The sequence below is a fragment of the Streptomyces sp. NPDC086080 genome, from assembly GCF_044540255.1.
Classification (GTDB): Bacteria; Actinomycetota; Actinomycetes; order Streptomycetales; family Streptomycetaceae; genus Streptomyces.
This window is the reverse complement of sequence record NZ_JBITRU010000006.1, coordinates 78,496-102,765: the sequence shown is the minus strand read 5'-3', so window position 1 is coordinate 102,765 and position 24,270 is coordinate 78,496. Positions and strand designations below refer to the sequence as shown.

Sequence of the window (24,270 nt, the reverse complement as noted above, 5' to 3'; positions counted from 1 at the left end):
GGATGGCGGTGGCAGTGCCGGGACCCTGCCTTCCGGAGGGCAGGGTCCCGGTGCGCTTCCGTTGAGCGGCTGAAACGCGAATGGCGCGCTACACAATGTAGAGCCGCCCACTTAACCCGTGCCATGCTTTGAACTGGAACGAGTGAATAATTGGATTTGGTTGGACCCGGCCCACCAGCGTCGGCACACTGTGCGCGAGCAAGGAGGCTGCAAATGGCACCGAAGCACCAGCCCACGATCCGTCAGCGCCGACTCGGCGCCGAGCTGCGACGGCTCCGAGAGTCCGCAGGCATGCCCGCTCCCAGAGCAGCCGAGTTGCTGGGCACCGACCGCACCAACATCTCCAACATCGAGGCCGGTCGGTACGGCATCAGCGAGGATCGTCTGCGTCGGCTCGTGAGCATCTACGAGTGTGACGACGAGGAACTCATCGACGCTCTGGCGTCCATGACCGGAGGCCGCCGGAGCGGCTGGTGGGAGGAGTACCGGGGCAAGATCCCGCCCGATTTCCTCGACACCTCCGAACTGGAGCACTACGCCACGAGCCTGCGCTCAGTCCAGACTGCCCATATTCCCGGCATCTTCCAGACCGAAGACCATGCACGCGCCCTCTTCGACATGTTCATCCCTACCCTGCCCCGGCTTGAGGTGGAACTCCGCATCGCTCATCGGCTGGCGCGGCATGCACGGATCGCAGACGAGCCCGGTATCCCCTACATCGGACTCATCCACGAATCCGCGCTGCGTATGCAGGTGGGCGGGCGCAAGGTAGCCAAGGCCCAGCTCACTCGCCTCCTGGAAGAAGGCGAGCGTGACAACGTCACTCTCTGGGTCATCCCGTTCTCGGCTGGCGGCTTCCCCATGGCCGGCGACTCCGTGATGTACGCGGCGGGCCCCAGCTCTCACCTGGACACAGTCCTGGTCGACTCTCCGCTCGGCGCCGCGTTCTTCCACTCCTCCACTCAACTCGCCAACTTCCGCCGACGACTGGACGCAATCGAACAGGTGGCGTTGAATCCGAAGCAGTCATCAGATGCCATCGCCGAAATCGCCAACGACCTGTAAGAGGTGCCCGTCGTGTCCGCCCTGAAGTGGATCAAGTCCTCCTACTCCGAGGCCAGTGGCAACAACTGCGTTGAGGTCGCTTGGACGCAGACAGAAGTCGCCCTGCGGGACAGCAAACGCCCGGCGGATGTGATCGTCATGGACCGGGCGTCGCTTGGTGCGCTGATAGAAAGCCTCAGGTCCGGTTCACTCGGGACCGACCGCTGAGCAGGTCTTCGACCACGCCTTGCTGGATCGTGCGGAGCTTGGCGATCTGCCCATGCAGAGAATCGACTGCGCGGATTCCTGTACGCCAGGTCTTCACGATCTTCCGCTGCTCCTCGATGGGCACCACCGGGAACGGGGCATCCGCCAGCAGTTTTGAGTTGATCGTGTAGAGGCCGGAACTCGTAGCGCACCGGCTGATCCAGTACGAGCGAACAGCCTCCGCGTTCAGCCACAACATCGCGAACTCCGGGACGACCTCGTCGCGGTCGAACCTGAGCCGGAAGAGGTGGTTCTGGTAGAGCAGCCCCTCTTCGGCAGGGCCGACCAGCGCAGCACGACCGATTTGCTCCGGATTTGCATGCCCTTCGACTACCAGAACGTCACCGGCCTCCAGCTCGTACCTGGGACGGTCGCTGCTGGTCGACTCCAGGAAAGCGATGTCCGAAGCGTCAATCCGTCCCATCCGCACGTTGGCCACACGCAGGTATCCAGTGGCCCGCTTCTGTGGGGCGCGATGCGCCCCCAGCGTGATGCCTGGGTCACAGGAGACCATCATCGTCTCCAGCGTCGTACATGAGCTGTCCTGACCCCGAAGCAGTGCGGACACTGCGGCCGAGAGCAGGGTGCTCCGCTTTTCCGCGACTTGTTCGAGGTCCCCGATCCGCCGCTCGAACGCCTCGTGCGCGGCGACGACGTCACGCTGCTCAGGCAGCGGCGGGAATCCGATCTCCAGCGCGTTGAGTCGGTTCGTGTCCAGGCGCCCGCTGCCATGGCTGGTCTCCTCGACCATGCTCAGGATTGTCGGCGTCAGTACCCGCATGGCATGCGCCAGGTAGTACGGATCGATGCCACCGTCTGGGACAAGCGCCTTGCAGTCCTGGCCGAAGGCCACTTCACGCTGCGTCACCCCAATCCTGAACTCCGACTTGAGGCTCATCCCTCTCACGATGAAGAGCACGGCGCCCTTGTCGACCAGCCGTGAGCCGTTCTCTGCCCCAAGCCGGGTAACACGGCGCTCAGAATCCGTAATGCGGAACTGCTTCATGCTCGCGCCGCTGATCCAGGGGATGTCTCCGTCCCAGTACGCCTCGTTCGAGGTGCTCGGCGTCCCTCCGGACATCCACCGACCGGCATCCGCCAATCTGACCCGCTGCCACTGCTCAGGCCAGGTACAGCTTCCGGTCTCCACCGTCTCAACGCCCATAACCCAGCACCCCCAGCCACTCCGCAAGCCCCTTCGCCGCGTCCCCGCTCTCGTCCTCCAGGTCCGTCAGCGACACCTCGTACTTCTCGGCCCAGCGGCGGAAGGAGGCGACGATCTCGCGGCGGCCCGCCGCCAACGCCGCGTTCAGGCGGTCGGACAGGTCACGGCGGAGGACCGCCAGGACGACGCTCTCCGGGCCGTCCTCCTCTACCTTCTTCAGGTCCGCCGCCGCCTTCAGGTCCGGCAGGAAACGGTCGTCCAGCGCCTTGCGCTTCTTGCGCGCAGCCGTCAGGGCCCTCTTGGCCGCCGTCAACGCCTTGTCCAGGGCGACGAGTTTCTCCGGGGCGACGGGCTCCGCCGGTTCACCGGAGTCGGACTCGGACTCGTCGCCGGTGTCCGTCCCCGCGTCCGCCACCGCCGCCCTCGCCTCAGCCCCCGTCTTCGCCGCGGCCTCCGCCTCCGCGACCGCCAGATCCTCCGCCTTGACCGCCTCCAGGAACTCCGGGATCAGCTCCCGTACGACCGGCTGGTCGAGGGCCCTGCGACGCTCGGCCGGGGAGACCGACGAGCGCTTGGCGTCATCCGCGCCGCCACCGGGGACCGCCGGGTCGACGATCGCCTCGACGGAGTCGACCCAGCCTTCCAGGACCCGCTCGAAGCCGCCCGCCGCGAGGGCCTTCATGTCGTAGCGGTTCTCCGTCCACCAGGCGGCGATGATGCCGGCGGTCGTGAACTCGTCGAGGACTCCGGCTCCGCCGACCGCGGCCGTGAACCCGTCGAGAAGCCCGCTGCGCAGGTCCATCAGCTTCCGGTCCGTCGCGAGCTGCGCGAAGAGACCGGAGCTCTTCGACCACCACTCGTCATACGTCTCGCGCAGTTCCGACTCCCGCGCGTACGTCAGTCGCGGAATACGGGCGGCCGTCGCCTCCGCGCCCTCCGGCAGGAAGTCGTAGTACTCCCCTGAGTCCGTATCCGCACCCGCGTCACCGTCCCGGCGCGCGAACAGCGAACCGGCATCGACCCCGTACGCCTTGAACAGCGCCTCCTTGGCCGCGACTTCGGCGACCGGCACGCCCCCGTACAGATGCGCCCGTACGTCCTGCGGCTCTGCGGGCGGCGAGTTGTCCACCCAGCGGCGGATGTTGAAGTTCGCCTCGGGGACGCCCTTCGCGTCAGGGGCGAGGAGTTCGTCGCGGTGGACCTCGCGCGAGTAGCCGTCGACGAGGCGCCATTCACGGAAGACCGTCACGATCTTCTCGATGTGTTCGGGGCCGAGTTCGTTCTGGTTGCGGCCGGGGGTGAAGTCCCGGTCGGCGTTGATGAAGAGGACCTTCTCCAGGCGCTTCGGGTCCATCTTGCCGTGCGGGGGCCGCAGGATCAGGATGCAGGCCGGGACGCCCGCGCCGTAGAACAGGTTCGGGCCGAGGCCGATGACGGCCTCCACGCAGTCCGCGCGGAGCATCCCGATGCGGATCTCGCGTTCCTTGCCGCCCCGGAAGAGCACCCCGTACGGCATGACGACGGCCGCTCGTCCGCCGTCCTCCTCCAGAACCGACACCATGTGCTGGACGAACATCAGGTCGGCCTTCTTGCCGCTCCCCGGCGTCCAGCCCCAGTGCATCCGCTTGCCGTGGTCCTCGTCGGCCTTGGCGACGGCGTCCTCGTCGTAGGGGAGAGAGAACGGAGGGTTCGACAGGATCGCCGAGAACTTGCGCAGCCGCCCGTTCGCGTCGAGGTGGAGCGGCTCGGCGAGGGTGTCACCGTGCTGGAGGTCGAAGGTGTGGATGCCGTGCAGGACCATGTTCATGCTTGCCATGGACCAGGACGGGCCGTTCTTGTCCTGCCCGTTGACCGACAGTTCCTCGGGGTCGCCGCCGTGTTCCTCGACGTGCTCGCGGGCCGCGATCAGCATGCCGCCGGAGCCCGCGCACGGGTCGTACACCGACTCCCCGGGCTGCGGGTCGACCAGGCGCACCATCATCCGCACCACCGAACGCGGTGTGTAGAACTCGCCGCCGCGCTGGCCGGCCGAGTCCGCGAACCGGCCGAGAAGGTACTCGTAGGCCGCGCCCAGCATGTCGGGGAACTCGAAGTCCTCGTTGCGCAGCCGGTAGAGGCTGAAGTGCCGGATCAGCGAGCGGAGTTCGGGGTCGGTGAAGCGCGGCTTGGTGCCGACCACCTCGTTGAAGCCGATGTGCGAGGCGATGCCCGCGAGCAGGTCGTTGCCCTCCTGCAGCGCCACCAGGGCCTCGTCGAGGCCCTGGCCGACCTTCTCGGTCAGGGCCATGATGCCGGGCGCCGGGCTCTGCGGCTTCTCCGGGTCGTGGTGGGGTCCACGCCACCAGCGGGCCCTCGGCGGCACGTAGAAGACGCGGGGGTAGGCGGCCGGATTGTTCGCCTTGGCCAGCGCCTTCGTCTCGTCGCTGCCGGTCTGCGCGAGCCGCTCCTCGTACACCCGCTTCCACTCCGGCTCGAACTCGTCCGAGGCCCGCTTCAGGAAGAGCATCCCGAAGATGAAGTCGCGGTACTCGGAGGCGTCCATCCGGCCGCGCAGGATGTCGGCGGCCGAGAAGAGATGGCGTTCGAGCTCGGGCAGGGTGATTCGGGCCACGCGCGGATCCTTCGTACGGAAATGGAGGTGCTACGGAAGGTTAGACGGCCCGCCGGTGCGGGAGGTAACCCGCGCGGAACCCGGACATCCGCCGCCGCCGTACGGCGAGGGGCGCGGCCGTCGCTCAGACCTTGACGATGCCCAGGCTGACCAGGAGTCGCCACACGTCCGTGGACGGGTCGCGGCTCAGGACCTCGCAGTTCTTGGCGTGCCCCGAGCGGGCGGCCCGTTCCTTCGCCGAGCGACCGTACTGCGGGGCCTCGAACGTGGCGTTGGCGGGCTTGCACGCATCGTGCTCGCACTGACCGACCAGGGCTCGCGCGTGCTGCACCGCCGCCTTCTCCTTGCCCTTCAGCGCCTTGGTACGGGCAGCGTCAAGGCCCTTGTCGGGCTTGTCGAACCGCTTGTACGCGGGGTCGGCCTTGCGCAGCTTCTCCAGGACGTGCGTGTTCTTCGCCGCGCCCTGGGCGCCGCCGAACGGCTGGAAGTGCAGCAGCAGCCACAGCTCGAAGGAGGGGTGGGAGAAGCAGACCTCGGTGTCCGAGTCCGCCGCGGCCTCGAAGGCCTCGGGGATGTCGTGGTGGCTGTCCCGGTCGAAGAGCACCCAGGTCTCGTCCTCCCCCTGGGCAGCGTCGACGACCGCCTTGACGGCACGGGACGGGATCAGGCCGTCGGCCTTGCGGACCGGCTTGATGGTGAAGGCCGGCCGGCCGGTCTCGCTGTCCCCGCTCCCGTACTCCTTGTTGAGGTATCGCAGGTAGTCGTACTCGGTCACCTCGCCTTCGCATCCCACGTACAGCACCCGCTCGCGACGTGAGTACTGCGGCGGAGGTGCCTGCGGCGCCATCACCGTGCTCGCCGCGTCCTTCTTCGACCTGCGCTTGCTGCTCATGCTCCGTGCCCACCCCGCTCGCTCACGCCGTCGCTGCCGCCTTCTCCTCCAGCCAGGACACCTCACGGGCGATCTCGCCCGGAGTCACCCGGGGCACCCCTCCGTACCGGCCCCGCAGATAGCCGCGCTCCAGGTCCTCGCCGACCTCCGGGTGTGCGGCGACCAGCGGATACAGCTCGGTCGCGCCGGACTTCGTCTTCGCGGTGAGCCATACCTGGTCCCGGCCGAGCGGGCGGTCCAGCACGGCGTTGCCGAGCAGCGTGGCGTCATGCGTGGTGAAGATCAGCTGGGCACCCTTGGCATTGGCCTTACGGTCCTGGAAGAGGCGGACGACCTCGGCGGCCAGCGTGGGGTGGAGACTGGAGTCGAGCTCGTCGACCAGCAGCGTCGTCCCGTTGTCAAGGACGGTGAGCATCGGGCCGAGGAAAGCGAACCACGCGTGTGTGCCGAAGCTCTCCTCGCTGAGGAAGTCGAGCGGCACCGCTTCCGCCCCCTCCGTCCGGTGCCGAAGGGAGACCCCACCGGTGTCCGGATCGAGATCGAGGCCGGTGACGCCCAGGTCGGCGGCAGCCAGCAGCTGGACGAGCCGTTCGCGGTAGCCGGTGTCATCGTGGAGTTCGGTGAGGCGGCGCTTGGTCCAGTCGGCACGGTGTGTGATGTCCTCGCCCGGGGTCATCAGCCACAGGTTGTTCAGGAACCAGCGGTGCAGGGCGGACAGCTGAGGGTCGTTGAGGGTGGCTGCGGTGGAGAGGAAGAGGGCGTTCGGCCGGGTGAGCGCGACCAGGTCGTCGCGGCGGCCGGTGAAGGCCGAGCTCTCGAAGAGGTATTCGTCGCCGTCCTCCGGCGGGCGGTCCGCCTCCCTGTCGAACCACACCTCCCGGATGCCGCCCGGGTAGGCGTGCAGCCATTCGGCCTCCACCCGGTCGTCGGAGAGTTCGAAGCCGTAGGTGTAGCGGACGGGGGTGCGGGCGCCGAGGACCAGGTCGACCTCGAAGAGGGTGGTCTCCTCGGCGCCGGCGGCGGCCAGCTTGAAGGGCTGCCGGTTCGGCACCCCGGGATACTTGGCCCAGTCCGCGAAGGAGGTACGTACCGCCTCCCGCATGGCGTGGAACGCGCTGAGCATGTTGCTCTTGCCGGAGGCGTTCGCACCGAAGATCCCGGCCACGGGCAGCACCGGCACGTGCCCGCCACCGTCCTGAGCGATCCCGCTGTCCCGCGCGATGCTGTTGGAACTGTCCACACTGTCCGCAGCGACAAGTGTCAGCTCGGCCTCGTCCCGGATCGAGCGGTGATTCGCCACGCGAAAGCGCAGAAGCACCGTCCACCTCCCGAAGGGGCGGGGAGGTCCCGCCGCCGGCTCACACTGCGCGGACCTTCCGCGACGGCCAGCCTATGCCGGGGTGGCCGGACCGTGCCAGCTCCAATGAGCCCCCGATGATCAGGCTGTGGCAGTTTCCCGGCGAACCGTGGTGGCGATCGTGGCCGAGCCGACGACGCGGGTGCCGTCGTACAGGACGATCGCCTGGCCGGGGGCGACGCCGCGGACGGGCTCGGTGAAGGACACCTCGAGGGAGCCGTCGACGAGTTCCGCCGTCACCTCGGTCTCGCCGCCGTGGGCGCGCAGCTGGGCGGTGTAGGTGCCGGGGCCGGCCGGGGCGGCGCCGCACCAGCGGGGCCTGATCGCGGAGAGCGCGGTGACGTCGAGGGCCGCCGCGGGGCCGACGGTGACGGTGTTGGTCACCGGGGAGATGTCGAGGACGTAGCGGGGCTTGCCGTCGGAGGCGGGGGTACCGATGCGCAGGCCCTTGCGCTGACCGATGGTGAAGCCGTACGCGCCCTCGTGGGTGCCGACCTTGCTGCCGGACTCGTCGACGATGTCGCCCTCGGCGCGGCCGAGGCGGTTCGCGAGGAAGCCCTGGGTGTCGCCGTCGGCGATGAAGCAGATGTCGTGCGAGTCCGGCTTCTTGGCGACGGCGAGTCCGCGTCGCCCGGCCTCCGCGCGGATCTCCTCCTTGGTGGTGACCGTGTCGCCGAGCGGGAACATCGCGTGGGCGAGCTGGCGGTCGTCGAGCACGCCGAGGACATAGCTCTGGTCCTTGGCCATGTCGGAGGCACGGTGCAGTTCGCGGGTGCCGTCCTCGCGGAGGACCACCTGCGCGTAGTGGCCGGTGCAGACCGCGTCGAAGCCGAGGGCCAGCGCCTTGTCGAGCAGCGCGGCGAACTTGATCTTCTCGTTGCAGCGCAGGCAGGGGTTGGGGGTGCGGCCCGCCTCGTACTCGGCGACGAAGTCCTCGACGACGTCCTCGCGGAAGCGGTCGGCGAGGTCCCACACATAGAACGGGATGCCGATGACGTCGGCGGCGCGACGGGCGTCACGCGAGTCCTCGATGGTGCAACAGCCCCGCGCGCCCGTGCGGAAGGATTGGGGGTTCGCGGAGAGGGCGAGGTGGACGCCGGTCACGTCGTGACCCGCTTCGGCCGCGCGGGCGGCGGCGACGGCGGAGTCGACTCCACCGGACATGGCGGCCATGACGCGGAGGGGGCGGAAGGGCTGCGGGGTGTCAGTCATAACCCTTCAAGGGTACGGGGCGAGGGAACCCGGGCCGCCGGAATTCCGTTTACGATCATGTGACTCCACCCACGCGTAAACGCGCGGGCTTCCTGCGTCGGTGGCTAAGCCGCCGCGCAGAGGACCAGCCCGGCCCTGTTGAGGACGTTCACCGCGCCGACGTGGTCCGCGTTCGCCGCGAACCCGCACGCCGTGCACTGGAACTTCGCTTGGGTGACGCGGTTCTCCTTCGCGACATGCCCGCATTCGGGGCATGTGCGGGAGGTGTTGCGCGCGTCCACCGGGACCACGAGGCGAGAGGCACTCTCAGCCTTGTTCGCCAGGATTCCGAGGAACTGCGCCCAACCCGCGTCGAGGATGCTGCGGTTGAGCCCGGCCTTCGCGGCAGCGCCGTTCGGGAGGAACGCGCCGTCGTTGTCGGGGTCGGGCTTGGGCTTGGGGGTGCGGGTCATGCCCGATGTGTTCAGCCGCTCGTGCGCGATCACGTCGTGGTCGGTGATGAGCGCGCGGGCGGTCTTGTGGTGGAAGTCGGCGCGCTGCCGCCGGATCTTGCCGTGCAGCTTGGCGACCTTCCGGGCGGCGGCCCGGTGGGCCTTGGTGCGCCGCTTGGTGCGCTTGGGGAACGTCGCGAGGTGCCGCTGTGCCTCGGCGAGTTCGTCGGCCGCCGCTTGAAGGAAGCGGGGGTTGGCGACGTGTTCACCGTCCGAGGTGGTCAGGAATTGGGCGACACCCATATCGATACCGACGATCGCCCCGGTGGACGGCAGCTCCTCGGCGGGCACGTTGTCGCAGGCGAGGACAACGTACCAGCGGTTGCCCTCGCGCTTCAACGAGATCGTCTTGACACGGCCGCGCACGGGCCGGTGCTGGTGCACGCGGACGTGCCCGATGCCCTGGAGGCGTACGCGGGTCTGGCGGTCGTGCGGGGTGGAGTCCCAGCGGCAGCCGTCGCCGTCCTTCGGGAACACCACGGTGTCGAAGTGCCCGACCCCCTTGAAGCGCGGGTAGCCCGGCGTCCGACCGGCCTTGACCCGGCGGAAGAAGGCGGCGAACGCCTTGTCGAGGCGGCGCAGGGTGGCCTGCTGCGAGGAGAACGACCAGCGGCCCTGGCGCTCGGGATCGAACGCGCGGATCTCCTTGAGCTGCGCGGACTGGTCCCCGTAGCGCACGGTGGTCTTCGAGGCGTGCCGGTAGGCGTCCCGGCGTTCCTGGAGGGCGCCGTTGTACAGCGAGCAGTGGTCGCGCAGCATCTCGCCGAGCGCGACGGTCTGACGGGCCGTGGGGCGCAGGAGGAACTTGTACGCGCGGATCACGAGCCGTCCCCCTTCTTCTCCGGGCGTTCCCACTGGGTGTTGATGTACTTCTCGACCGTGGCCGCCGACACGGCGCCGACCGATGCCGCGAAGTACGACGACGACCACAGCGTGGGCATCCTCGACTTCAGGTGCGGGAACTCCTCGCGCAGGACGCGGGACGTGAAGCCCTTGAACTGGTTCGCCACGTATGAGGCCGACGACTTCGCATCGTGCTTCACGAAGAGGTGCACGTGGTCGGGCGTCACCTCAAGGGTGATGACCTCCCACCCTCGTTCGTCGGCCTTCTGCCGGATCAGTTCGTCCAGCCGTTCCGCGACCCGGCCGTCGAGGACCGGGCGGCGGTACTTCGGGCACCACACGATGTGGAGCCCGAGGTCATACACGCCGCCGGAGAATCGGCGAACCTTCCTGGTCACAGTCACGGTCACGCGATCACTATACACACGTCGCAGGTCTAGTGCGACAGAAAGGTGGGCTCAGGTGAACAGTGCAGATCCGTGCGCACAGTTGAGGTCAGAGCAGGGCTCAGAAGCCATTCCCCACCCCGCTAAAGCGGGGCGTCCCCTGGCTAGGTCCTGATGGGGGAGAACAAAGCAGCCGAGGACGGCGACCGGCGCATCGGACGACGGGCCCTGATCGTGGGCGGGCTGGCGGCCGCGACGGGTACGGCGGTGCTGGCCCGGGACGAGCTGGCGCGGCTGTGGTGGCGCGTGCCCGGCATCGAGAAGCCGCGCGAGCAGGGCGTGGTCGACTTCGCGGGCGCCCGCTGGGTGGCGGCCTCGGAGGCAAACTGGCGGCGCGCGGACCGGCCGGACGACTACGACATCGACATGGTGATCGTCCATGTCACGCAGGGCGACTTCGACAGCGCGGTGCAGGCGTTCCAGGACCCGGAGCACAAGGCGTCCACGCACTACATCGTCGGTCAGGACGGCCGTATCACGCAGATGATCCGCGAGCTGGACGTGGCGTACCACGCGGGGAATCGCGACTACAACGAGCGCAGTGTCGGCATCGAGCACGAGGGCTTCGTGGACCGGCCCGAGGATTTCACGGACGAGATGTACGAGGCCTCGGCCCGTCTCACGGCCCGCATATGCGCGCGCTACGGCATCCCCGCCGACCGGGAGCACATCATCGGCCACATCGAGGTCCCCGGCACCGACCACACCGACCCGGGCCCCCACTGGGACTGGAACCGCTACCTGAAACTCGTCCGCGCGGCCCGCACGTCGCGGGCCTGAGCGGCAGCCCCGCCCGGCCGTACGTGCCGGGCGGGGCTGCCGCTCACCGGCTCATGCCGGCTGCCGCGGCGCCCTCGCGAACTCCTCCACGGACGGCAGCAGACCGGTGATCATCTGCCAGACCTCCTTGGCGTCGACCCGGACCAGCTTGAGCGCGGTGGTGTCGTCGACCTGACCGGGCAGCACCGGTTCGGCGGGCAGCTCGCGGTGCCAGTAGCCGAGGGGACCGCAGTCCCACACCGCGAACCCGCGCACCCGGGCGGCGGGGGCGCCCTCGTCGTGGCCCTGCCACGCGGCGGTCATCCGCCAGCTGGACCGCATCCCGGCGATCAGCCGGGCGAGGGTGCCGAGCTGCGACTTCCGGGTGAGCCCGGCGCCCCTCAGCGCATCGGTCACCCGCTCGATGCCCTCCTCGGCGGTCAGTCCGGGCAGACCGTCCAGGGTGCCGAGCCCCGCGTCGAGGACTGTCATGGTCGTCTCGACCACCGGCGTGGGCACGTCCACGGTGTCCTCCGCCTGGAGGTTGACCATCCGCGCCAGCGCCCACACGAGCATCTTCGGCTCCAGGCGGACGTACTCCGACTCCGCCGAACCCGGCCAGGACTCGTGGGAGTAGACGTAGCCGTCGCCGATGGTGACGCCGTGGTGGAGGGTGCCGTGCTCGCCGAGCGCCTCGACGTGGAGGACGACGGCGGGCGCCCGCAGGGTGCTGACCAGCGGGCCCAGCAGGAAATCGAGGTCGCCCTCCGGGTCGATGAGGCCCGCCTCGCGCAGTTCGCGGTCGGCCTCGGCCAGCTCGGGGGGCACCTCCTCCCCTCCGGTGCGGTGACCGAGGACGGCCAGGTGGCTCTCGGCGAGCCGGAACCGGCCCCGCGTGCTGTCATACGAGGGCATGGTGTGTCGCTTTCATCGGCGGAAGGGTCGGGCGGCGGGGGCCCGGGGAGGCGGGGCGGGGGCTCGGGCGGTCCGTGGGGCTCACTGGAAGACCTCCAGCCAGTTCAGCGACCTGTTGAAGAAGGCGCGGACGGCCCCGCCCCGGGTGAGGTTGCGGGTGTTGACGCCGCACATCACGGCGGCCAGGACGAGGTCGGTGGCGTCGGCCGGACCGAGGACGGTCAGCGTGGCCTTCTTCCGGGCGCCCCTGCCGTGCCGGCCGGTCCGGATCTCCACGCCGTCCCGGACGAGTGCGCGGTCGCGGTGCCTGGAGCCGGTCGCGAGGTAGCGGTACTCCCGGCCGGCGACCCGCATCCGCAGGGCCCGTCCGGCTCTGGTCTGCGCCCAGCGGTTGCGCTGGAGACGGATCCCGGCCCCGCCGACGCTGAGCTGTCCCAGATGCAGCGAGGGCTTGCGCCCGTAGGCCCAGCCGCTGAAGGAGGTCGCGGGGAGGGTGTCCCCGCTGACCGCGGTGACATGACGGTCACCGTGCCGGCTCACCGGGTAGACCACCTCGACCCGCCCGAACTCCCCCAGGGCGCCCCGGTAGCCGAACGTCCAGGTCGTCCGATGACCCGAACGGTCCTCCCAGTGGTCCAGGGTGTACGTGTGTCGCTGCATCGTTCCTTCCCCTCGCGCCGCGCGGCGCGGATCTGCCGTGGCCCGCATCAGTCGAACGGGTTGAGTGCGCTGCCGAGTGCCTTGGCGCCCTCCGAGATGGCCTCGCCGGCCTTCTCGGCCTTGTCGCCGACCCAGTCGGCGGCCTCCTCCGCGCCCTTGCTGATGCTGTCCCAGTTGTCCCAGACCAGGGTTCCGGCGTACGCGATCCCAGTGCCGACGGCGAGGCCGACGGTGACCGGGTTGGGGGCGATCATGGCGGCGGTGAGCGAGGCGTTGAAGGCCGTACCGGTCCAGTTGGAGAGGTACTTGGCCTTGTCCTCCTTCCACGCCTTGCCGTGGTCCATGGTCGCCAGGTTGGCCACGCCCCAGGCGGTGGCGCCGGCGGAGCCCACGATGCCGAGGCCGCGCATCCATCCGGCGGCCTTGGCCGCGTTGGCGAGACCACCGCGCTGGGCGACGCGGAGCAGGTTGGCCTCGGTGGAGGTGGGCAGGTAGAAGGCCCCCTGGCGCATGTATCCGGCGAGCATCGCCGCCTCGTCGGAGCCCGCGAGCGCGGCGGTCGGCACCCGGGTCAGCCAGCTTCCGGCCCTGGGGATCCTGGACAGCTTGTCCCAGTGGCCGTTGATCATGCGGGCGGTGAAGGTGCCCGGCGCGTTGAGCACCTTGGAGGACTTGAAGTACGAGATGAGCGACTTGCCGCCCAGCAGTGCCGTGGTCGACGAGGTGAAGAACGCCGACAGGTTGGCCGCGCCCTCGATGTACGTCGAGACCGCCTTGCCCAGCTTCTCGTTGCCGGTGAGCTGGGTGACGGCGTCGCCCTGGATCCGTACGAGCCAGTCGTCGAGGACCTCAGAGCTCGTACCGGTCAGGATTTCACATTCCCGGGTCGCGCCGGGCGGGCTCAGGTCAGTCCCGCCGCCCGGGCCCGTTCCACTGCCGGGCCGATGGCCTTGGCCAGCGCCTCCACGTCGGCTTCCGTGGACGTGTGCCCCAGGGAGAAGCGCAGGGTGCCGCGGGCCAGATCGGGGTCCACCCCGGTGGCCAGCAGGACGTGGCTCGGCTGGGCCACACCGGCGGTGCACGCGGAGCCGGTGGAGCACTCGATGCCCTGGGCGTCGAGCAGGAGAAGCAGGGAGTCGCCCTCGCAGCCCGGGAAGGTGAAGTGGGCGTTGGCCGGGAGGCGGCCGTCCGGGGCGGGGTCGCCGCCGAGGACGGCGTCCGGTACGGCGTCGAGGACCGCCGCCGCGAGGTCGTCGCGCAGCAGCCCGATCTCGCGGGCGAACCACTCCTGTTGCTGGGCGGCGAGTCGTCCGGCGACCGCGAAGGAGGCGATGGCGGGGACATCGAGCGTGCCGGAGCGGACATGTCGCTCCTGGCCGCCGCCGTGCAGTACGGGTACGGGGGTGTACTCGCGCCCGAGAACCAGGGCGCCGATGCCGTACGGGCCGCCGATCTTGTGGCCGGAGACGGTCATCGCGGCGAGCCCGGCGGCGGCGAAGTCCACCGGGACCTGGCCGAAGGCCTGGACCGCGTCGGAGTGCAGGGGCACGCCGAACTCGGCGGCGGCCTCGGCAAGTTCACGGACCGGCAGGATCGTGCCGATCTCGTTGTTGGCCCACATGACGGTGGCCAGGGCGACATCGTCGGGGTTGCGGGCGATGGCTTCGCGCAGGGTGTCCGGGTGGACCCGGCCGTGGGGGTCGACCGGCAGGTACTCGACGGTCGCGCCCTCGTGCTCGCCCAGCCAGTGGACGGCGTCGAGGACGGCGTGGTGCTCGACAGGGCTGGCGAGGACCCGGGTACGGGCCGGGTCGGCGTCGCGGCGGGCCCAGTACAGGCCCTTCACTGCGAGGTTGTCGGCCTCCGTACCGCCCGAGGTGAAGACGATCTCGCTGGGGCGGGCGCCGAGTGCTTCGGCGAGGGTTTCGCGGGCCTCCTCGACGGTGCGCCGGGCGCGGCGGCCGGCCGCGTGGAGGGAGGAGGCGTTGCCGGTGACGCCCAGGTGCGCGGTGAGCGCCTCGACCGCCTCGGGGAGCATCGGGGTGGTCGCGGCGTGGTCGAGGTAAGCCATGGTGGGGACGATTCTACGGGGCGGGGTGCCGCGGGCACGGATCGCGGGTGGTCGGGGTGGGGGGCGGCTCGGGGGCTCCCTGTCCTCCGGTGCGGTCTCCGGGGTTGTCCGGTGCGGTCGCCGGTGCCCGTCGCAGGGGTTTTCGCCCCCGCCGCCCCTTCCCGTCCCGTCCCCGGGGGCTGTGCCCCCGGACCCCCCTTCGGCCCTTCGGGCCTCGTCCTCAAACGCCGGACGGGCTGGGATAGGCCGGACGGGCTGGGATAGGCCGGGCGGGCTGGGATCAGGCCAGGCGGACTCTGGCCAGTTGGCGGGACTGGGCCACCAGGCGGTTCTCGCTGTCCCAGACCTCGGCGTCCTCCTCCAGGAAGCCGCCGGCCAGGTTGCGGGTGGTGATCGAGACGCGCAGGGGGCCGGGGGCGGGGCGGGAGCGGATGTGCGCGGTGAGTTCCACCGTGGGGACCCAGCCGGAGATACCCAGTTCGAAGGCGGTCGGCGGCAGGGCGTCCACCGCGAGCAGCAGGGAGAACGGGTCGGGGTCCCGGCCGTCGGCGAGGCCGAACCAGGCCCGCATCTCCCCCTTGCCGGAGGGCTGCCCGAGGGCCCAGCCCAGGGTCGAGGGGTCGAGCTTGAGCATCAGACGGTCGGTGATCGCGGAGCTGCCCTCGACGGGGGCGGGACCGTCTTCCGCACCGAAGCACTGCTCCATCGGCGGGATCGCGGGCGGCTCGGCCGTCGTACGGACGTCGTCGGGGAGGGAGTCCAGGTCGCCGTAGGAGGCGAGGACGCGGATGCGTTCGATCTCCCGGCCCTGCTCGTCCCGCTGGACCAGGGATGCCTGACCGGTCGACAGGGTCCGTCCGGTGCGCACGGTCTCGGTGCGGACGACGGCCGGGCCCGGCTGGGAGGCGGTCAGATAGTGAGCGGAGATGGTGAACGGGTCGGAGTGCGGCAGGAAGTCCGCGAGCGCGCGGCCCAGGACCGCCAGCAGGTAGCCGCCGTTGACGGCGTTGATGATCGTCCAGCCGGCGGAGAGGTCGATGTCGTAGACGCCGGGGGCACGCGGGGTGAGAGCGGTGTCGCGGTCGAACTCGCTGGCGCCGATCGCGGCCCGGGTGGCCTGGGCGGAGGCTGCTTCTGACATGGCTGAACAGTACAAGAAGATAATACTAAGCGGTAGCTTTGTGCCGGGGGGAACGGGAACCGGCGCCGACTACTCCTCCTCGCGGGCCGTCGAACGGCGGTGCCACGCGCGCGGCGCCCTCCAGTGGTAGCGCATCGCGAGCAGCCGCAGCACGAAGGCCGTGACCACGGCGAGGGAGCTGGTCATCGCGTTCAGCACGTCGAAGCGGATGCACAGAGCGACCATGACGGCGCCGACCATGGCCGGGACCGCGTACAGATCACGGTCCCAGCGCAACAGCGAGGGCACCTCGTTGGCCAGCACGTCGCGCAGCACACCGCCGCCGACCGCGGTGGCCAGCCCCAGACAGGCGGACGCGGTCAGGCCGAGCCCGTAGTCGTAGGCCTTGGTGGTCCCCACGACACAGAAGAGGCCGAGGCCGGCCGCGTCGAAGACGTTGACGCCGACCTGGATGCGCTCCACGTGCGGGTGGAGGAAGAACACCAGGGACGCGGCGACCAGGGGCGTGACGAAGTAGCCCAGGTCAGTGAAGGCGGCGGGCGGCACTGCGCCGATCACCAGATCGCGAAAGAGCCCTCCGCCCAGCGCGGTGCCCTCGGCGAGTACGGCGATGCCGAAGACGTCGAAGTTCTTGCGCACGGCCAGCAGGGCACCGGAGATCGCGAAGACGAAGATGCCCATCAGGTCGAGCACATGCAGGACGGACGGACTGAACAGTTGCTGGAGCACCCGTACATTCTTACTCAGCAAGCAGCCCTCGCCTTGCAAAACAAGGCGAGGGCTGCTGTGAGCTTGCTGTCTCCAGCGGAGCAGCGGACTATACGGCTTCGTCGGCCTTTTCAGCCTTGTCCGTCTTCTCGGGCTCGTCCGCCAACTCGGGCTCGTCGGCCTTGCCGGTGTCCGCGGTGTCCGCGGTGTCCGCGGCCTTGTCCACCTTCACGGCCTTCGCGGCCTGCTCGGCCTTGCCCGCCGCCGCTTCCGCCTTCTCGGCCTGCTCCGGCAGCGTCGGCGGGACGTCCTCCACGCCCTCGCGCGTGGCCGGCACGACCTCGCCGGTGGTCCGCTTCAGCGTTCCGGCCGCGATCTCGTCGGCGAAGTGGCAGGCCACCCGGTGACCGCCGCCGACGTCCCGGAGTTCCGGCCGCTCGGTCGCGCACCGGTCGGCCTGCGCCCACGGGCAGCGGGTGTGGAAGCGGCATCCGCTCGGCGGGTTCGCCGGAGAGGGCAGGTCGCCGATGAGCAGGATGCGCTCGCGCCGGTCCTCCACCTCCGGGTCGGGCACCGGCACGGCCGACATCAGGGCCTTGGTGTACGGGTGCCTCGGCTCGGCGTAGAGCGCGTCGCTCGGCGCCTCCTCGACCAGGGAGCCCAGGTACATCACACCGATCACGTCGGAGATGTGCCGGACCACCGCGAGGTCGTGGGCGATCACCAGATAGGTCAGGCCGAGTTCCTCCTGGAGTTCCTCCAGCAGGTTGATGACCTGGGCCTGGACGGACACGTCGAGCGCGGAGACCGGCTCGTCGCAGATGATCACATCGGGTTCGAGAACCAGCGCGCGGGCGATGCCGATGCGCTGGCGCTGGCCGCCGGAGAACTCGTGCGGGTAGCGGGCGAGCGCGTTGGAGGGCAGGCCGACCTTGTCCAGGATCGACTTGATCTTCTCCCGGCGCTCCTCCTGGTCCTTGCCGATGCCGTGGGCGACCATGCCCTCGGACAGGATCGACTCGATGTTCTGCCGGGGGTTGAGCGAGCCCAGCGGGTCCTGGAAGACCATCTGGAGCCGGCGCCGGAAGCGGCGCATCTCCTCACCCGGTAGCTTCGCGAGGTCGGTGCCGTCGAGGACGACGGAGCCCTCGGTGATGTCCACCAGCCGCAGCACCGACCGCCCGAGGGTGGTCTTGCCGCAGCCGGACTCGCCGACCAGGCCGTAGGTCTGGCCGGCCTCGACCTTCAGGGAGATCCCGTCCACGGCGTAGACGTGACCGACCGTGCGGTCGAACAGGACCCCCTTCTTGATGGGGAAGTGGACCTTGACGCCGTCCAGTTCGAGCAGGCTCATGCGGGGACCTCCTCGGCCTTAGCGTCGTCGAGTACGGGGTGGACGCACCGCACCTGATGACCGGTGGCACGCGGTTCGGTGAGCGGCGGGGTGCCGGTCAGGCAGCCCATCTCGTACCGGTCGCAGCGGGGCGCGAAGGCGCAGCCGTCGGCCCAGGCGATGCGGTCGTTGATGGAGCCGCGGATGGGCTGGAGCGGCTCGCCCCGGGGGGCGTCGAGACGCGGGATGGAGCCCAGCAGCCCGTGCGCGTACGGGTGGGTGGGGTGGGCGAACAGCTCACGGCGCCCGGCGGACTCCACGACCTTGCCCGCGTAGAGCACGTTGACCTGGTCGCAGAGACCGGCGACCACACCGAGGTCGTGGGTGATCATCAGCAGGGCGGTGCCCTCCTGGTCCACGAGTTCCTTGAGCAGTTCCAGGATCTGCGCCTGGATCGTCACGTCCAGCGCCGTGGTGGGCTCGTCGGCGATGAGCATGCTCGGGGCGCAGGCCACCGCCATGGCGATCAGCGCGCGCTGGCGCATGCCGCCGGAGAGCTGGTGCGGGTATTCATTGAGCCGGCGGGTCGGGTCGGGGATGCCGACCCGGTCCAGCAGGGTGGCGGCCTCCTTGCGGGCGGCCGCGCCCTTCATCCCGCGGTGGCGTTCGAGGATCTCGGTGACCTGCACCCCGACCGGCACGACCGGGTTGAGCGAGGACAGCGGGTCCTGGAAGATCATCGCCATCTGGCTGCCGCGCAGATCGCGGCGGGCGGACGGGCTCATCGTGAACAGGTCCGTACCGTCGAACAGGGCACGGCCGCCGACCTTGACGCCCTTGTGGGGCAGCAGGCCCATCAGGGCCAGGGAGGTGACGGACTTTCCGCAGCCGGACTCGCCGACCAGGCCCACGACCTGGCCCTGGTCGACCTCGAAGGAGACGCCGTCGACCGCCCGGGACTCCTGGCGGCCGTGGCCGCCGAAGGTGACGGTCAGTTCGTCGACAGTGAGCAGAGACATGGTGGTTCAGCCCCTCAGCTTCGGGTCGAGGGCTTCCCGCATGGCCTCGCCGAGGAGGGTGAAGCCGAGGGCGGTGATGATGATGCCGACGGCGGGGTAGACCGCCATCATCGGCGCGTTGTCGAAGAAGCGCTGCGCCTGGGTGAGCATGACGCCCCACTCGGGGATGGCCGGGTCGGGGTTGCCGAGGCCCAGGTAGGACAGCGCGGCGGCCTCGATGATCGCGGTGGCCAGGGAGAGCGTGGCCTGCACGATCACCGGGCTGAGCGAGTTGGGGATGATCTGCGAGACCACGATGCGCCGCTTGCGCACGCCCAGGGACTTGGCGGCCAGCACGTAGTCCGCTCCGCCCTGCACCAGCATGGAGCCGCGCAGCAGCCGGGCGAACACCGGGATCTGCACGATCCCCACGGCGATCATCACCGTGGTCAGGGACTGCCCCATGACGGCGGCGATGGACACCGCCAGCAGCAGCGAGGGCATCGCCAGCATGATGTCGATGAACCGCATGATGACGGAGTCGATGCGCCTGCCCCGCTCGCCACCGAGGGTGGCGAACGCGCCGGCCAGGCCGCCGATCAGGAAGCCGATGCTCAGGCCGATCAGTGTGGCGACGACACCGACCAGCAGCGTCTGGCGGGCGCCGACCAGGAAGCGGGAGAACAGGTCCCTGCCGAGGTGGTCCAGCCCGAACCAGTTCTCGCCGCGCATGCCGACGAACTCGCCGCGGTTGGAGAAGACCTCGTCGCGCCAGGTCTGCGCGGTCGGGGAGTACGGGGCGATGTAGGGGCCGACGATCGCGAGAAGGACGAACAGGGCGATGATGACCGCGCCGACGATCGCCATCTTGCTGCGCTTGAGGCGTCGGAACGCCTCCCGCCACAGGCTGGCGCCGGTGCTGGTCTCCTTGGTCGCGGCCAGTTCGGCGAGGCGCTGGATCTTGTCGGTCTTGGTGGTGGCGACGCTCATTAGTGCACCCGCACTCTCGGGTCGATGAGGCTGTACGCCAGGTCCACCAGCAAGTTGATCAGGACGTAAATCAGCGCGATGAACATGATGAATCCGACGAGCACGGGGTAGTCACGGCCGTTGATCGCGGTCCAGATGAAAGAGCCGATGCCGCCGAAGGAGAACACCGACTCGGTCAGGACCGCGCCGGACAGCAGGGAGCCGGTGAGCAGGCCGACGGCGGTGATCACGGGAAGCAGCGCGTTGCGCATCACGTGCCGGCCGCGGATGACGCTCCGCTTGAGGCCCTTGGCCTCGGCGGTGCGGACGTAGTCCTCGTCCTGCACCTCGAGGACGCTGGCGCGGGTCATGCGCACGATGACCGCGAGCGGGATGGTGGCCAGGGCGACGGAGGGCAGGACCAGATGGGTGATCGCGTTCCAGGAGGCGTCGAACTCACCGGTGAGGATGCCGTCCAGGACGGCGAAGCCGGTCACGTCGGTGGCGTTGATACCGGTGTCCAGGCGTCCGTAGCTGGGGAAGATGCCGAGGTTGACGGCGAAGATCTGCTTGAGGATCAGGGCCAGGAAGAAGACCGGGATGCAGATGCCGACGAGTGAGCCGGAGACGGCGCTGAGGTCGAGCCAGCTGCCGCGCTTGCGAGCGGCGAAGTAACCGAGCGGGACACCGACGGCCACGGCGAGCAGGATCGCCAGCAGGGACAGCTCCACGGTCGCGGGGAACCGCAGGACGAACTCGTCCCACACCGGCTGTCCGGTCTGGGTGGAGGTCCCCAGGTCGAGTTCGAAGATGCGCTTGAGGAAGCGCCAGTACTGAACGTGTACGGGCTGGTCGAGCCCGAGCGCACGGTTGATGCGCGCCACTTCGGCTTCGGTGGCCTTTTCCCCCAGGATCGCTGAGGCGGGTCCACCGGGCAGCCGGTTGAGCCACAGGAAGAGCAGAACCGACAGGCCGAGCAGCGTGGGTATGAGCTGGAGCAGTCTTCGTACGACGAGACGCAGCACCCCGCATGCCCCTTTCTTGCGTGAGGTCTTACATGAATGGACCCGCCCGGCCGCCGAGGTGCGGCGGCCGGGCGGAACCCCCCGTTGGTTTTCCTGCCGATCAGGCGCTTACTTGAACGAGGCCTCGGAGAAGACCTCCTGCGTCAGCGGGGAGACGTTCGGCGGGTTCACGTTCTTGGCGAAGGCGATGGCCGGCGGGGAGGACGAGATCGGAACACCCGGGAGGTAGTTCATGATGACCTCGTTGGCCTTCTCGTACGCGGCGGTGCGCTCCTCGGCCTTGCCCATCTTCGAGCCGGCGTTCACGGCGTCGAAGACCGTCTTGTCCTTGAAGCCCCACTGCTTGTCGAACCCGGCGAACCAGGTGCCGATGAAGTTGTAGCCGTCGTTGAAGTCACCGGTCCAGCCGAGCATGTGCAGGGCGCAGGAGCCCGCCTCGGTGGCGTCCAGGTAGTCCGGGGCCCACTTCATGGCCTTCGGCACGACGGTGATGCCGGCCTTCTCGAGGTCGGCCTTCATCAGCTCGAACAGGTCCTGCGGGGCAGGCATGTACGGGCGGGTGACCTCGGTCGGGTAGCAGAACTCGATCTTGAGCTTCTCCTCACCGGCCTTCTTCAGGAGCGCCTTGGACGCGGCGGTGTCGAAGGGGTACTGCGTGACCTTCTTGGAGTAGCCCGCGATGGTGTCCGGCATGAACTGGTCGGCGACCTTGCCGCCCTCGGGCAGCTGGGTCTTGACCAGGTTCTCCTTGTCGATCGCCTGCGCGATCGCCTGGCGGACTTCCTTCTTCTTGAGGGCCGGGTTCGCCGACTGGCTCATACCGACGTAGAAGAGGTTGAAGACGCCACGGGTCGGGACGACGTAGCCATCCTTCTCGAGGGTCTTGACGTCGGCCGGGGCGACGAGGTCGTAGCCGTCGATGTCACCGGCCTGGAGCGCCTGGCGGCGGCCCTCTTCGGTGTCGATGGTGCGGAAGACCAGGTTCTTGATCTTCGCCTTCTCGCCCCAGTAGTCGTCGAAGCGCTCAAGGGTGACTTCCTTGTTGCCCTTGTTCCACTTCGTGATCTTGTACGGGCCGGTACCGGCGACCGTGCCGGCCTCCTGGCTGTACTTGGGGTACGTGATGGCGTCGCCCTTGGCGGACGCGTCCTGCTTCTTGTACTCCTCGATGGCCTTCGGCGAGTGGATCGCGAGGGCGTTGAGGGAGAAGCCGCCGGGGAGGTTCGCGGAGGGCTGCTTGACCTCGATGACGGCGGTGTTCTCGTCCTTCGCGGTGCAGGACTTGTAGTTCGCCGGGGGCGCCTCCTTGTCCTCGTTCTTCGCGAAGCCGCCCATGATGGTCTGCCAGTAGTAGGAGACCGCGCTCGACTGGTAGGTGCCCGTCCAGTTGAACCAGTGGTCGTAGTTGGCGCAGACCGCCGCGGCGTTGAACGCCTCACCGTCGTGGAACTTCACGCCCTTGCGGAGGTTGAAGGTCCAGACGGTGCCGGCGTCGTTGCTCGACCAGGTCTCGGCGAGGCCGCCGACGAGGTCGGTGCCGCCGGACTCGTGCTCGAGGAGGGCCTCGAACGCCTGCCGCGTCACACGGAAGGTTTCACCGTCGCTCGCGAGGGCAGGGTCCAGAGAACCCGGGTCGCCGGCACCGGCGAAGACGAAGGTGTCCTTCGCGCCGCCGCTATCGTTGTCAGCGTCCCGCTCGCTGGAGCAGCCCGTGGCGATCAGACCGACCGCCACCGCGGCCGTGATCGCCCGAGCGACTCGGGACTTGGTTATGCGCATATTGGGGCCACTCCGGGTCCGCTATGTGGATGCATCTTGACAGCCGAACACTACAGACGTTCGCAGTCAGTCAGGAACAGTCCGGATAGCGGTGATACCTAGCTGAGATCTGAACACTTGACATATCGGACTGTTCAGACACTCGGCCGTCGGAATTTAACCCCACGGACACAGAATGCGGTTCCCCAAGGGGCGCCCGGAGACCGTCCGCCGACGTGGAGAGCGGGTGAAACCGCAGGTGACAGGGGGTCAAGACGCGGTCGCTCAGTGCGCATGGCCGAAAACCTGACGCGAAATCACCGGCCGCCGGGAGGCAGGGTGGAGCGTCGGACCTTGTGTCCACATGGTGGACATGGTCACGCTGAGTCAACGTCGGTCGGGGACGTGGATAGGATCCGGACATCGATGGTCGGCGGTGGTCAGCGCTGGTGCGCGGGCGGGTAGCCGTAGCCCGAGGCGGGGGGCTGGACGACTCCGTGCGCCTCGCGGTCGTAGAAGGGGCGGGCGTTGGCGCGCAGCCACATCGCGACCGGGTCGTGCTCGTCCGACATCGCGACGGTCGACACGGGCAGTCCGTCCGGGACCGCGGCGAGGGACTGCTGCATCATCGCGCGCACCGCGTCCACGGCGGGCGGGGAGGTGTCGTACACGTCCAGGCCGATGGCCAGGTACGGGGCGCCCAGCGCGGGCTGCACCCAGGCGCGGCGCAACCCGCGGACCGCCGGGGTGCGGTGGGCGTTCTGCGCGAGGAGGGCGTAGAACTGAGGGATCTCGATGGCGGGTTCGGACAGCCTCAGCGGACCGGCGGGCTGTCGGTCCAGGCCGCCGGCGATCCGGCGCAGATCCAGCCAGGGGATGCCGACACCGCCGCCCGGGGCGTGCGGATTGAGCCAGAGTCCGTAGCGGTCGGGGTAGAGCGCGCGGGCCGCTTCGAGGCCGTCGACCACCTCGTACGATCTGTTCCAGCCGCTGGCCGACAGTTCCTGTGCGGAGGTGACGCAGGGCGCGTAGCCGAAGCCGTCCACCTCCATGTTCCCGTACTGGGCGTCGGGGGATCCGGCCTGGCCGCGCCAGAGGAGCATCCAGACCTGGCCGGACGGAGGGGTCGCCAGGGCGCGCAGCAACGCCTCATAGGCGTCGTAACGCCCGGGCGTCACCTGGCGCAGCATGTGCTCGACCTGTCCGGCCGCCGCGGTGCCAGCGCTCACTTTGTATCGCCCCTCCGTACCATGCCCTCGCCCAGCCAATGAACTTAGCGTAAGCCTCCGGCGGGTGGATGAGGTGGGCCGTGCGGGTGCGGTGTCGCGAGGCGCGGGAGGGCTCGGGCGGTGGGTGCGGGTGCGTGGTGGGTGGTTGCGCCCACGCGGCGGAGCCGCACGTCGGTACGGTCCCGCGCCCCTGAAAGGGGGTGAGCGCACCGCGACCGGCAGAGGCGCAGGGCGCCGGAGGGGCGGATGGTGAAGCCCGTGCGGCGGGTGCCGGTGCGTCGTGGGTGGTTGCGCCCACGCGGCGGAGCCGCACGTCGGTACGGTCCCGCGCCCCTGAAAGGGGGTGAGCGCACCGCGACCGGCAGAGGCGCAGGGC

22 protein-coding genes are annotated in these 24,270 nt (G+C 69.4%); 3 read left to right on the top strand and 19 right to left on the bottom strand.

Features of this window, described 5'->3' with window-relative positions:
* Positions 1–213 precede the first annotated feature (213 nt).
* Positions 214–1,065 (top strand): helix-turn-helix domain-containing protein, encoded by an 852-nt coding sequence (locus ACIF9R_RS09945; protein WP_399976878.1) that lies wholly within the window; start codon positions 214–216, stop codon positions 1,063–1,065.
* A gap of 3 nt (positions 1,066–1,068) precedes the next feature.
* A complete protein-coding gene (locus tag ACIF9R_RS09940; protein ID WP_399976875.1) occupies positions 1,069–1,272 on the top strand; it encodes a DUF397 domain-containing protein in 204 nt (67 codons plus the stop codon).
* Here ACIF9R_RS09940 and ACIF9R_RS09935 read toward each other — a convergent pair.
* The 7 genes from ACIF9R_RS09935 to tnpA all read right to left on the bottom strand — a co-directional run bounded on the left by ACIF9R_RS09935 (position 1,241) and on the right by tnpA (position 10,280).
* A complete protein-coding gene (locus tag ACIF9R_RS09935; protein ID WP_399976872.1) occupies positions 1,241–2,476 on the bottom strand; it encodes a restriction endonuclease subunit S in 1,236 nt (411 codons plus the stop codon). The genes ACIF9R_RS09940 and ACIF9R_RS09935 overlap by 32 nt on opposite strands.
* Complete coding sequence (locus ACIF9R_RS09930; protein WP_399976869.1) at positions 2,466–5,087, bottom strand: N-6 DNA methylase; 2,622 nt, start codon at positions 5,085–5,087, stop codon at positions 2,466–2,468. Before ACIF9R_RS09930 ends, ACIF9R_RS09935 begins: the two co-directional genes overlap by 11 nt.
* A gap of 124 nt (positions 5,088–5,211) precedes the next feature.
* Positions 5,212–5,979 carry an RloB family protein gene (locus ACIF9R_RS09925; protein WP_399976867.1) on the bottom strand — a complete coding sequence of 256 codons (768 nt, stop codon included), beginning with the start codon at positions 5,977–5,979 and terminating at the stop codon, positions 5,212–5,214.
* Between the two features lie 22 nt (positions 5,980–6,001).
* Entirely contained in the window at positions 6,002–7,279 is a 1,278-nt protein-coding gene (locus ACIF9R_RS09920; protein ID WP_399976864.1) for an ATP/GTP-binding protein, read from the bottom strand.
* 138 nt (positions 7,280–7,417) lie between these two features.
* On the bottom strand, positions 7,418–8,548 hold the full coding sequence (gene mnmA, locus ACIF9R_RS09915) for a tRNA 2-thiouridine(34) synthase MnmA (RefSeq protein ID WP_399976861.1): 1,131 nt from the start codon (positions 8,546–8,548) through the stop codon (positions 7,418–7,420).
* Positions 8,549–8,652: 104 nt separating this feature from the next.
* Positions 8,653–9,861, bottom strand: coding sequence for an RNA-guided endonuclease InsQ/TnpB family protein (locus ACIF9R_RS09910; RefSeq protein WP_399976859.1), 1,209 nt, complete (start codon positions 9,859–9,861; stop codon positions 8,653–8,655).
* On the bottom strand, positions 9,858–10,280 hold the full coding sequence (gene tnpA / locus ACIF9R_RS09905; RefSeq protein WP_399977271.1) for an IS200/IS605 family transposase: 423 nt from the start codon (positions 10,278–10,280) through the stop codon (positions 9,858–9,860). The genes ACIF9R_RS09910 and tnpA overlap by 4 nt, the downstream gene beginning before the upstream one ends.
* 162 nt (positions 10,281–10,442) lie before the next feature.
* Here tnpA and ACIF9R_RS09900 point away from each other — a divergent pair, with 162 nt between their 5' ends.
* Positions 10,443–11,108 carry an N-acetylmuramoyl-L-alanine amidase gene (locus ACIF9R_RS09900; RefSeq protein ID WP_399976857.1) on the top strand — a complete coding sequence of 222 codons (666 nt, stop codon included), beginning with the start codon at positions 10,443–10,445 and terminating at the stop codon, positions 11,106–11,108.
* A gap of 51 nt (positions 11,109–11,159) precedes the next feature.
* Here ACIF9R_RS09900 and ACIF9R_RS09895 read toward each other — a convergent pair whose 3' ends face one another.
* The 12 genes from ACIF9R_RS09895 to ACIF9R_RS09840 form a co-directional block, all read right to left on the bottom strand.
* Positions 11,160–12,002: a hypothetical protein gene (locus ACIF9R_RS09895; RefSeq protein WP_399976854.1), complete on the bottom strand. Its 843-nt coding sequence runs from the start codon at positions 12,000–12,002 to the stop codon at positions 11,160–11,162.
* An 81-nt stretch (positions 12,003–12,083) separates the two neighbouring features.
* Entirely contained in the window at positions 12,084–12,662 is a 579-nt protein-coding gene (locus tag ACIF9R_RS09890) for a hypothetical protein (RefSeq protein WP_399976851.1), read from the bottom strand.
* A 47-nt stretch (positions 12,663–12,709) separates the two neighbouring features.
* Complete coding sequence (locus ACIF9R_RS09885) at positions 12,710–13,324, bottom strand: hypothetical protein (RefSeq protein WP_399976848.1); 615 nt, start codon at positions 13,322–13,324, stop codon at positions 12,710–12,712.
* Between the two features lie 239 nt (positions 13,325–13,563).
* On the bottom strand, positions 13,564–14,733 hold the full coding sequence (locus ACIF9R_RS09880; RefSeq protein ID WP_399976846.1) for a cysteine desulfurase family protein: 1,170 nt from the start codon (positions 14,731–14,733) through the stop codon (positions 13,564–13,566).
* Between the two features lie 280 nt (positions 14,734–15,013).
* Positions 15,014–15,874, bottom strand: coding sequence for a thioesterase family protein (locus ACIF9R_RS09875; RefSeq protein ID WP_399976843.1), 861 nt, complete (start codon positions 15,872–15,874; stop codon positions 15,014–15,016).
* A 69-nt stretch (positions 15,875–15,943) separates the two neighbouring features.
* Entirely contained in the window at positions 15,944–16,603 is a 660-nt protein-coding gene (locus ACIF9R_RS09870) for a trimeric intracellular cation channel family protein (RefSeq protein WP_399977268.1), read from the bottom strand.
* Positions 16,604–16,691: 88 nt separating this feature from the next.
* On the bottom strand, positions 16,692–17,936 hold the full coding sequence (locus ACIF9R_RS09865; RefSeq protein ID WP_399976840.1) for an ABC transporter ATP-binding protein: 1,245 nt from the start codon (positions 17,934–17,936) through the stop codon (positions 16,692–16,694).
* The gene (locus ACIF9R_RS09860; protein ID WP_399976837.1) at positions 17,933–18,934 is read right to left on the bottom strand and encodes an ABC transporter ATP-binding protein; all 1,002 of its coding nucleotides are present in this window, start codon (positions 18,932–18,934) and stop codon (positions 17,933–17,935) included. The genes ACIF9R_RS09865 and ACIF9R_RS09860 overlap by 4 nt, the downstream gene beginning before the upstream one ends.
* 6 nt (positions 18,935–18,940) lie before the next feature.
* Positions 18,941–19,903: an ABC transporter permease gene (locus ACIF9R_RS09855; RefSeq protein ID WP_399976835.1), complete on the bottom strand. Its 963-nt coding sequence runs from the start codon at positions 19,901–19,903 to the stop codon at positions 18,941–18,943.
* Entirely contained in the window at positions 19,903–20,907 is a 1,005-nt protein-coding gene (locus ACIF9R_RS09850) for an ABC transporter permease (protein ID WP_399976832.1), read from the bottom strand. The genes ACIF9R_RS09855 and ACIF9R_RS09850 overlap by 1 nt, the downstream gene beginning before the upstream one ends.
* Before the next feature lie 108 nt (positions 20,908–21,015).
* A complete protein-coding gene (locus ACIF9R_RS09845) occupies positions 21,016–22,686 on the bottom strand; it encodes an ABC transporter substrate-binding protein (RefSeq protein WP_399976829.1) in 1,671 nt (556 codons plus the stop codon).
* A gap of 419 nt (positions 22,687–23,105) precedes the next feature.
* Complete coding sequence (locus tag ACIF9R_RS09840) at positions 23,106–23,855, bottom strand: enhanced serine sensitivity protein SseB C-terminal domain-containing protein (protein ID WP_399977265.1); 750 nt, start codon at positions 23,853–23,855, stop codon at positions 23,106–23,108.
* Between the last annotated feature and the right edge of the window lie 415 nt (positions 23,856–24,270).

What these genes read in the sequence shown, in the direction of transcription:
- ACIF9R_RS09945 (WP_399976878.1), top strand. Translation starts at nt 214, where the DNA reads ATGGCACCGAAGCACCAGCCCACGATCCGTCAGCGCCGACTCGGCGCC.
- ACIF9R_RS09935 (WP_399976872.1), bottom strand. Translation starts at nt 2,476, where the DNA reads ATGGGCGTTGAGACGGTGGAGACCGGAAGCTGTACCTGGCCTGAGCAG.
- ACIF9R_RS09925 (WP_399976867.1), bottom strand. Translation starts at nt 5,979, where the DNA reads ATGAGCAGCAAGCGCAGGTCGAAGAAGGACGCGGCGAGCACGGTGATG.
- mnmA (WP_399976861.1), bottom strand. Translation starts at nt 8,548, where the DNA reads ATGACTGACACCCCGCAGCCCTTCCGCCCCCTCCGCGTCATGGCCGCC.
- ACIF9R_RS09900 (WP_399976857.1), top strand. Translation starts at nt 10,443, where the DNA reads ATGGGGGAGAACAAAGCAGCCGAGGACGGCGACCGGCGCATCGGACGA.
- ACIF9R_RS09895 (WP_399976854.1), bottom strand. Translation starts at nt 12,002, where the DNA reads ATGCCCTCGTATGACAGCACGCGGGGCCGGTTCCGGCTCGCCGAGAGC.
- ACIF9R_RS09890 (WP_399976851.1), bottom strand. Translation starts at nt 12,662, where the DNA reads ATGCAGCGACACACGTACACCCTGGACCACTGGGAGGACCGTTCGGGT.
- ACIF9R_RS09880 (WP_399976846.1), bottom strand. Translation starts at nt 14,733, where the DNA reads ATGGCTTACCTCGACCACGCCGCGACCACCCCGATGCTCCCCGAGGCG.
- ACIF9R_RS09875 (WP_399976843.1), bottom strand. Translation starts at nt 15,874, where the DNA reads ATGTCAGAAGCAGCCTCCGCCCAGGCCACCCGGGCCGCGATCGGCGCC.
- ACIF9R_RS09865 (WP_399976840.1), bottom strand. Translation starts at nt 17,936, where the DNA reads ATGAGCCTGCTCGAACTGGACGGCGTCAAGGTCCACTTCCCCATCAAG.
- ACIF9R_RS09860 (WP_399976837.1), bottom strand. Translation starts at nt 18,934, where the DNA reads ATGTCTCTGCTCACTGTCGACGAACTGACCGTCACCTTCGGCGGCCAC.
- ACIF9R_RS09855 (WP_399976835.1), bottom strand. Translation starts at nt 19,903, where the DNA reads ATGAGCGTCGCCACCACCAAGACCGACAAGATCCAGCGCCTCGCCGAA.
- ACIF9R_RS09845 (WP_399976829.1), bottom strand. Translation starts at nt 22,686, where the DNA reads ATGCGCATAACCAAGTCCCGAGTCGCTCGGGCGATCACGGCCGCGGTG.
- ACIF9R_RS09840 (WP_399977265.1), bottom strand. Translation starts at nt 23,855, where the DNA reads ATGCTGCGCCAGGTGACGCCCGGGCGTTACGACGCCTATGAGGCGTTG.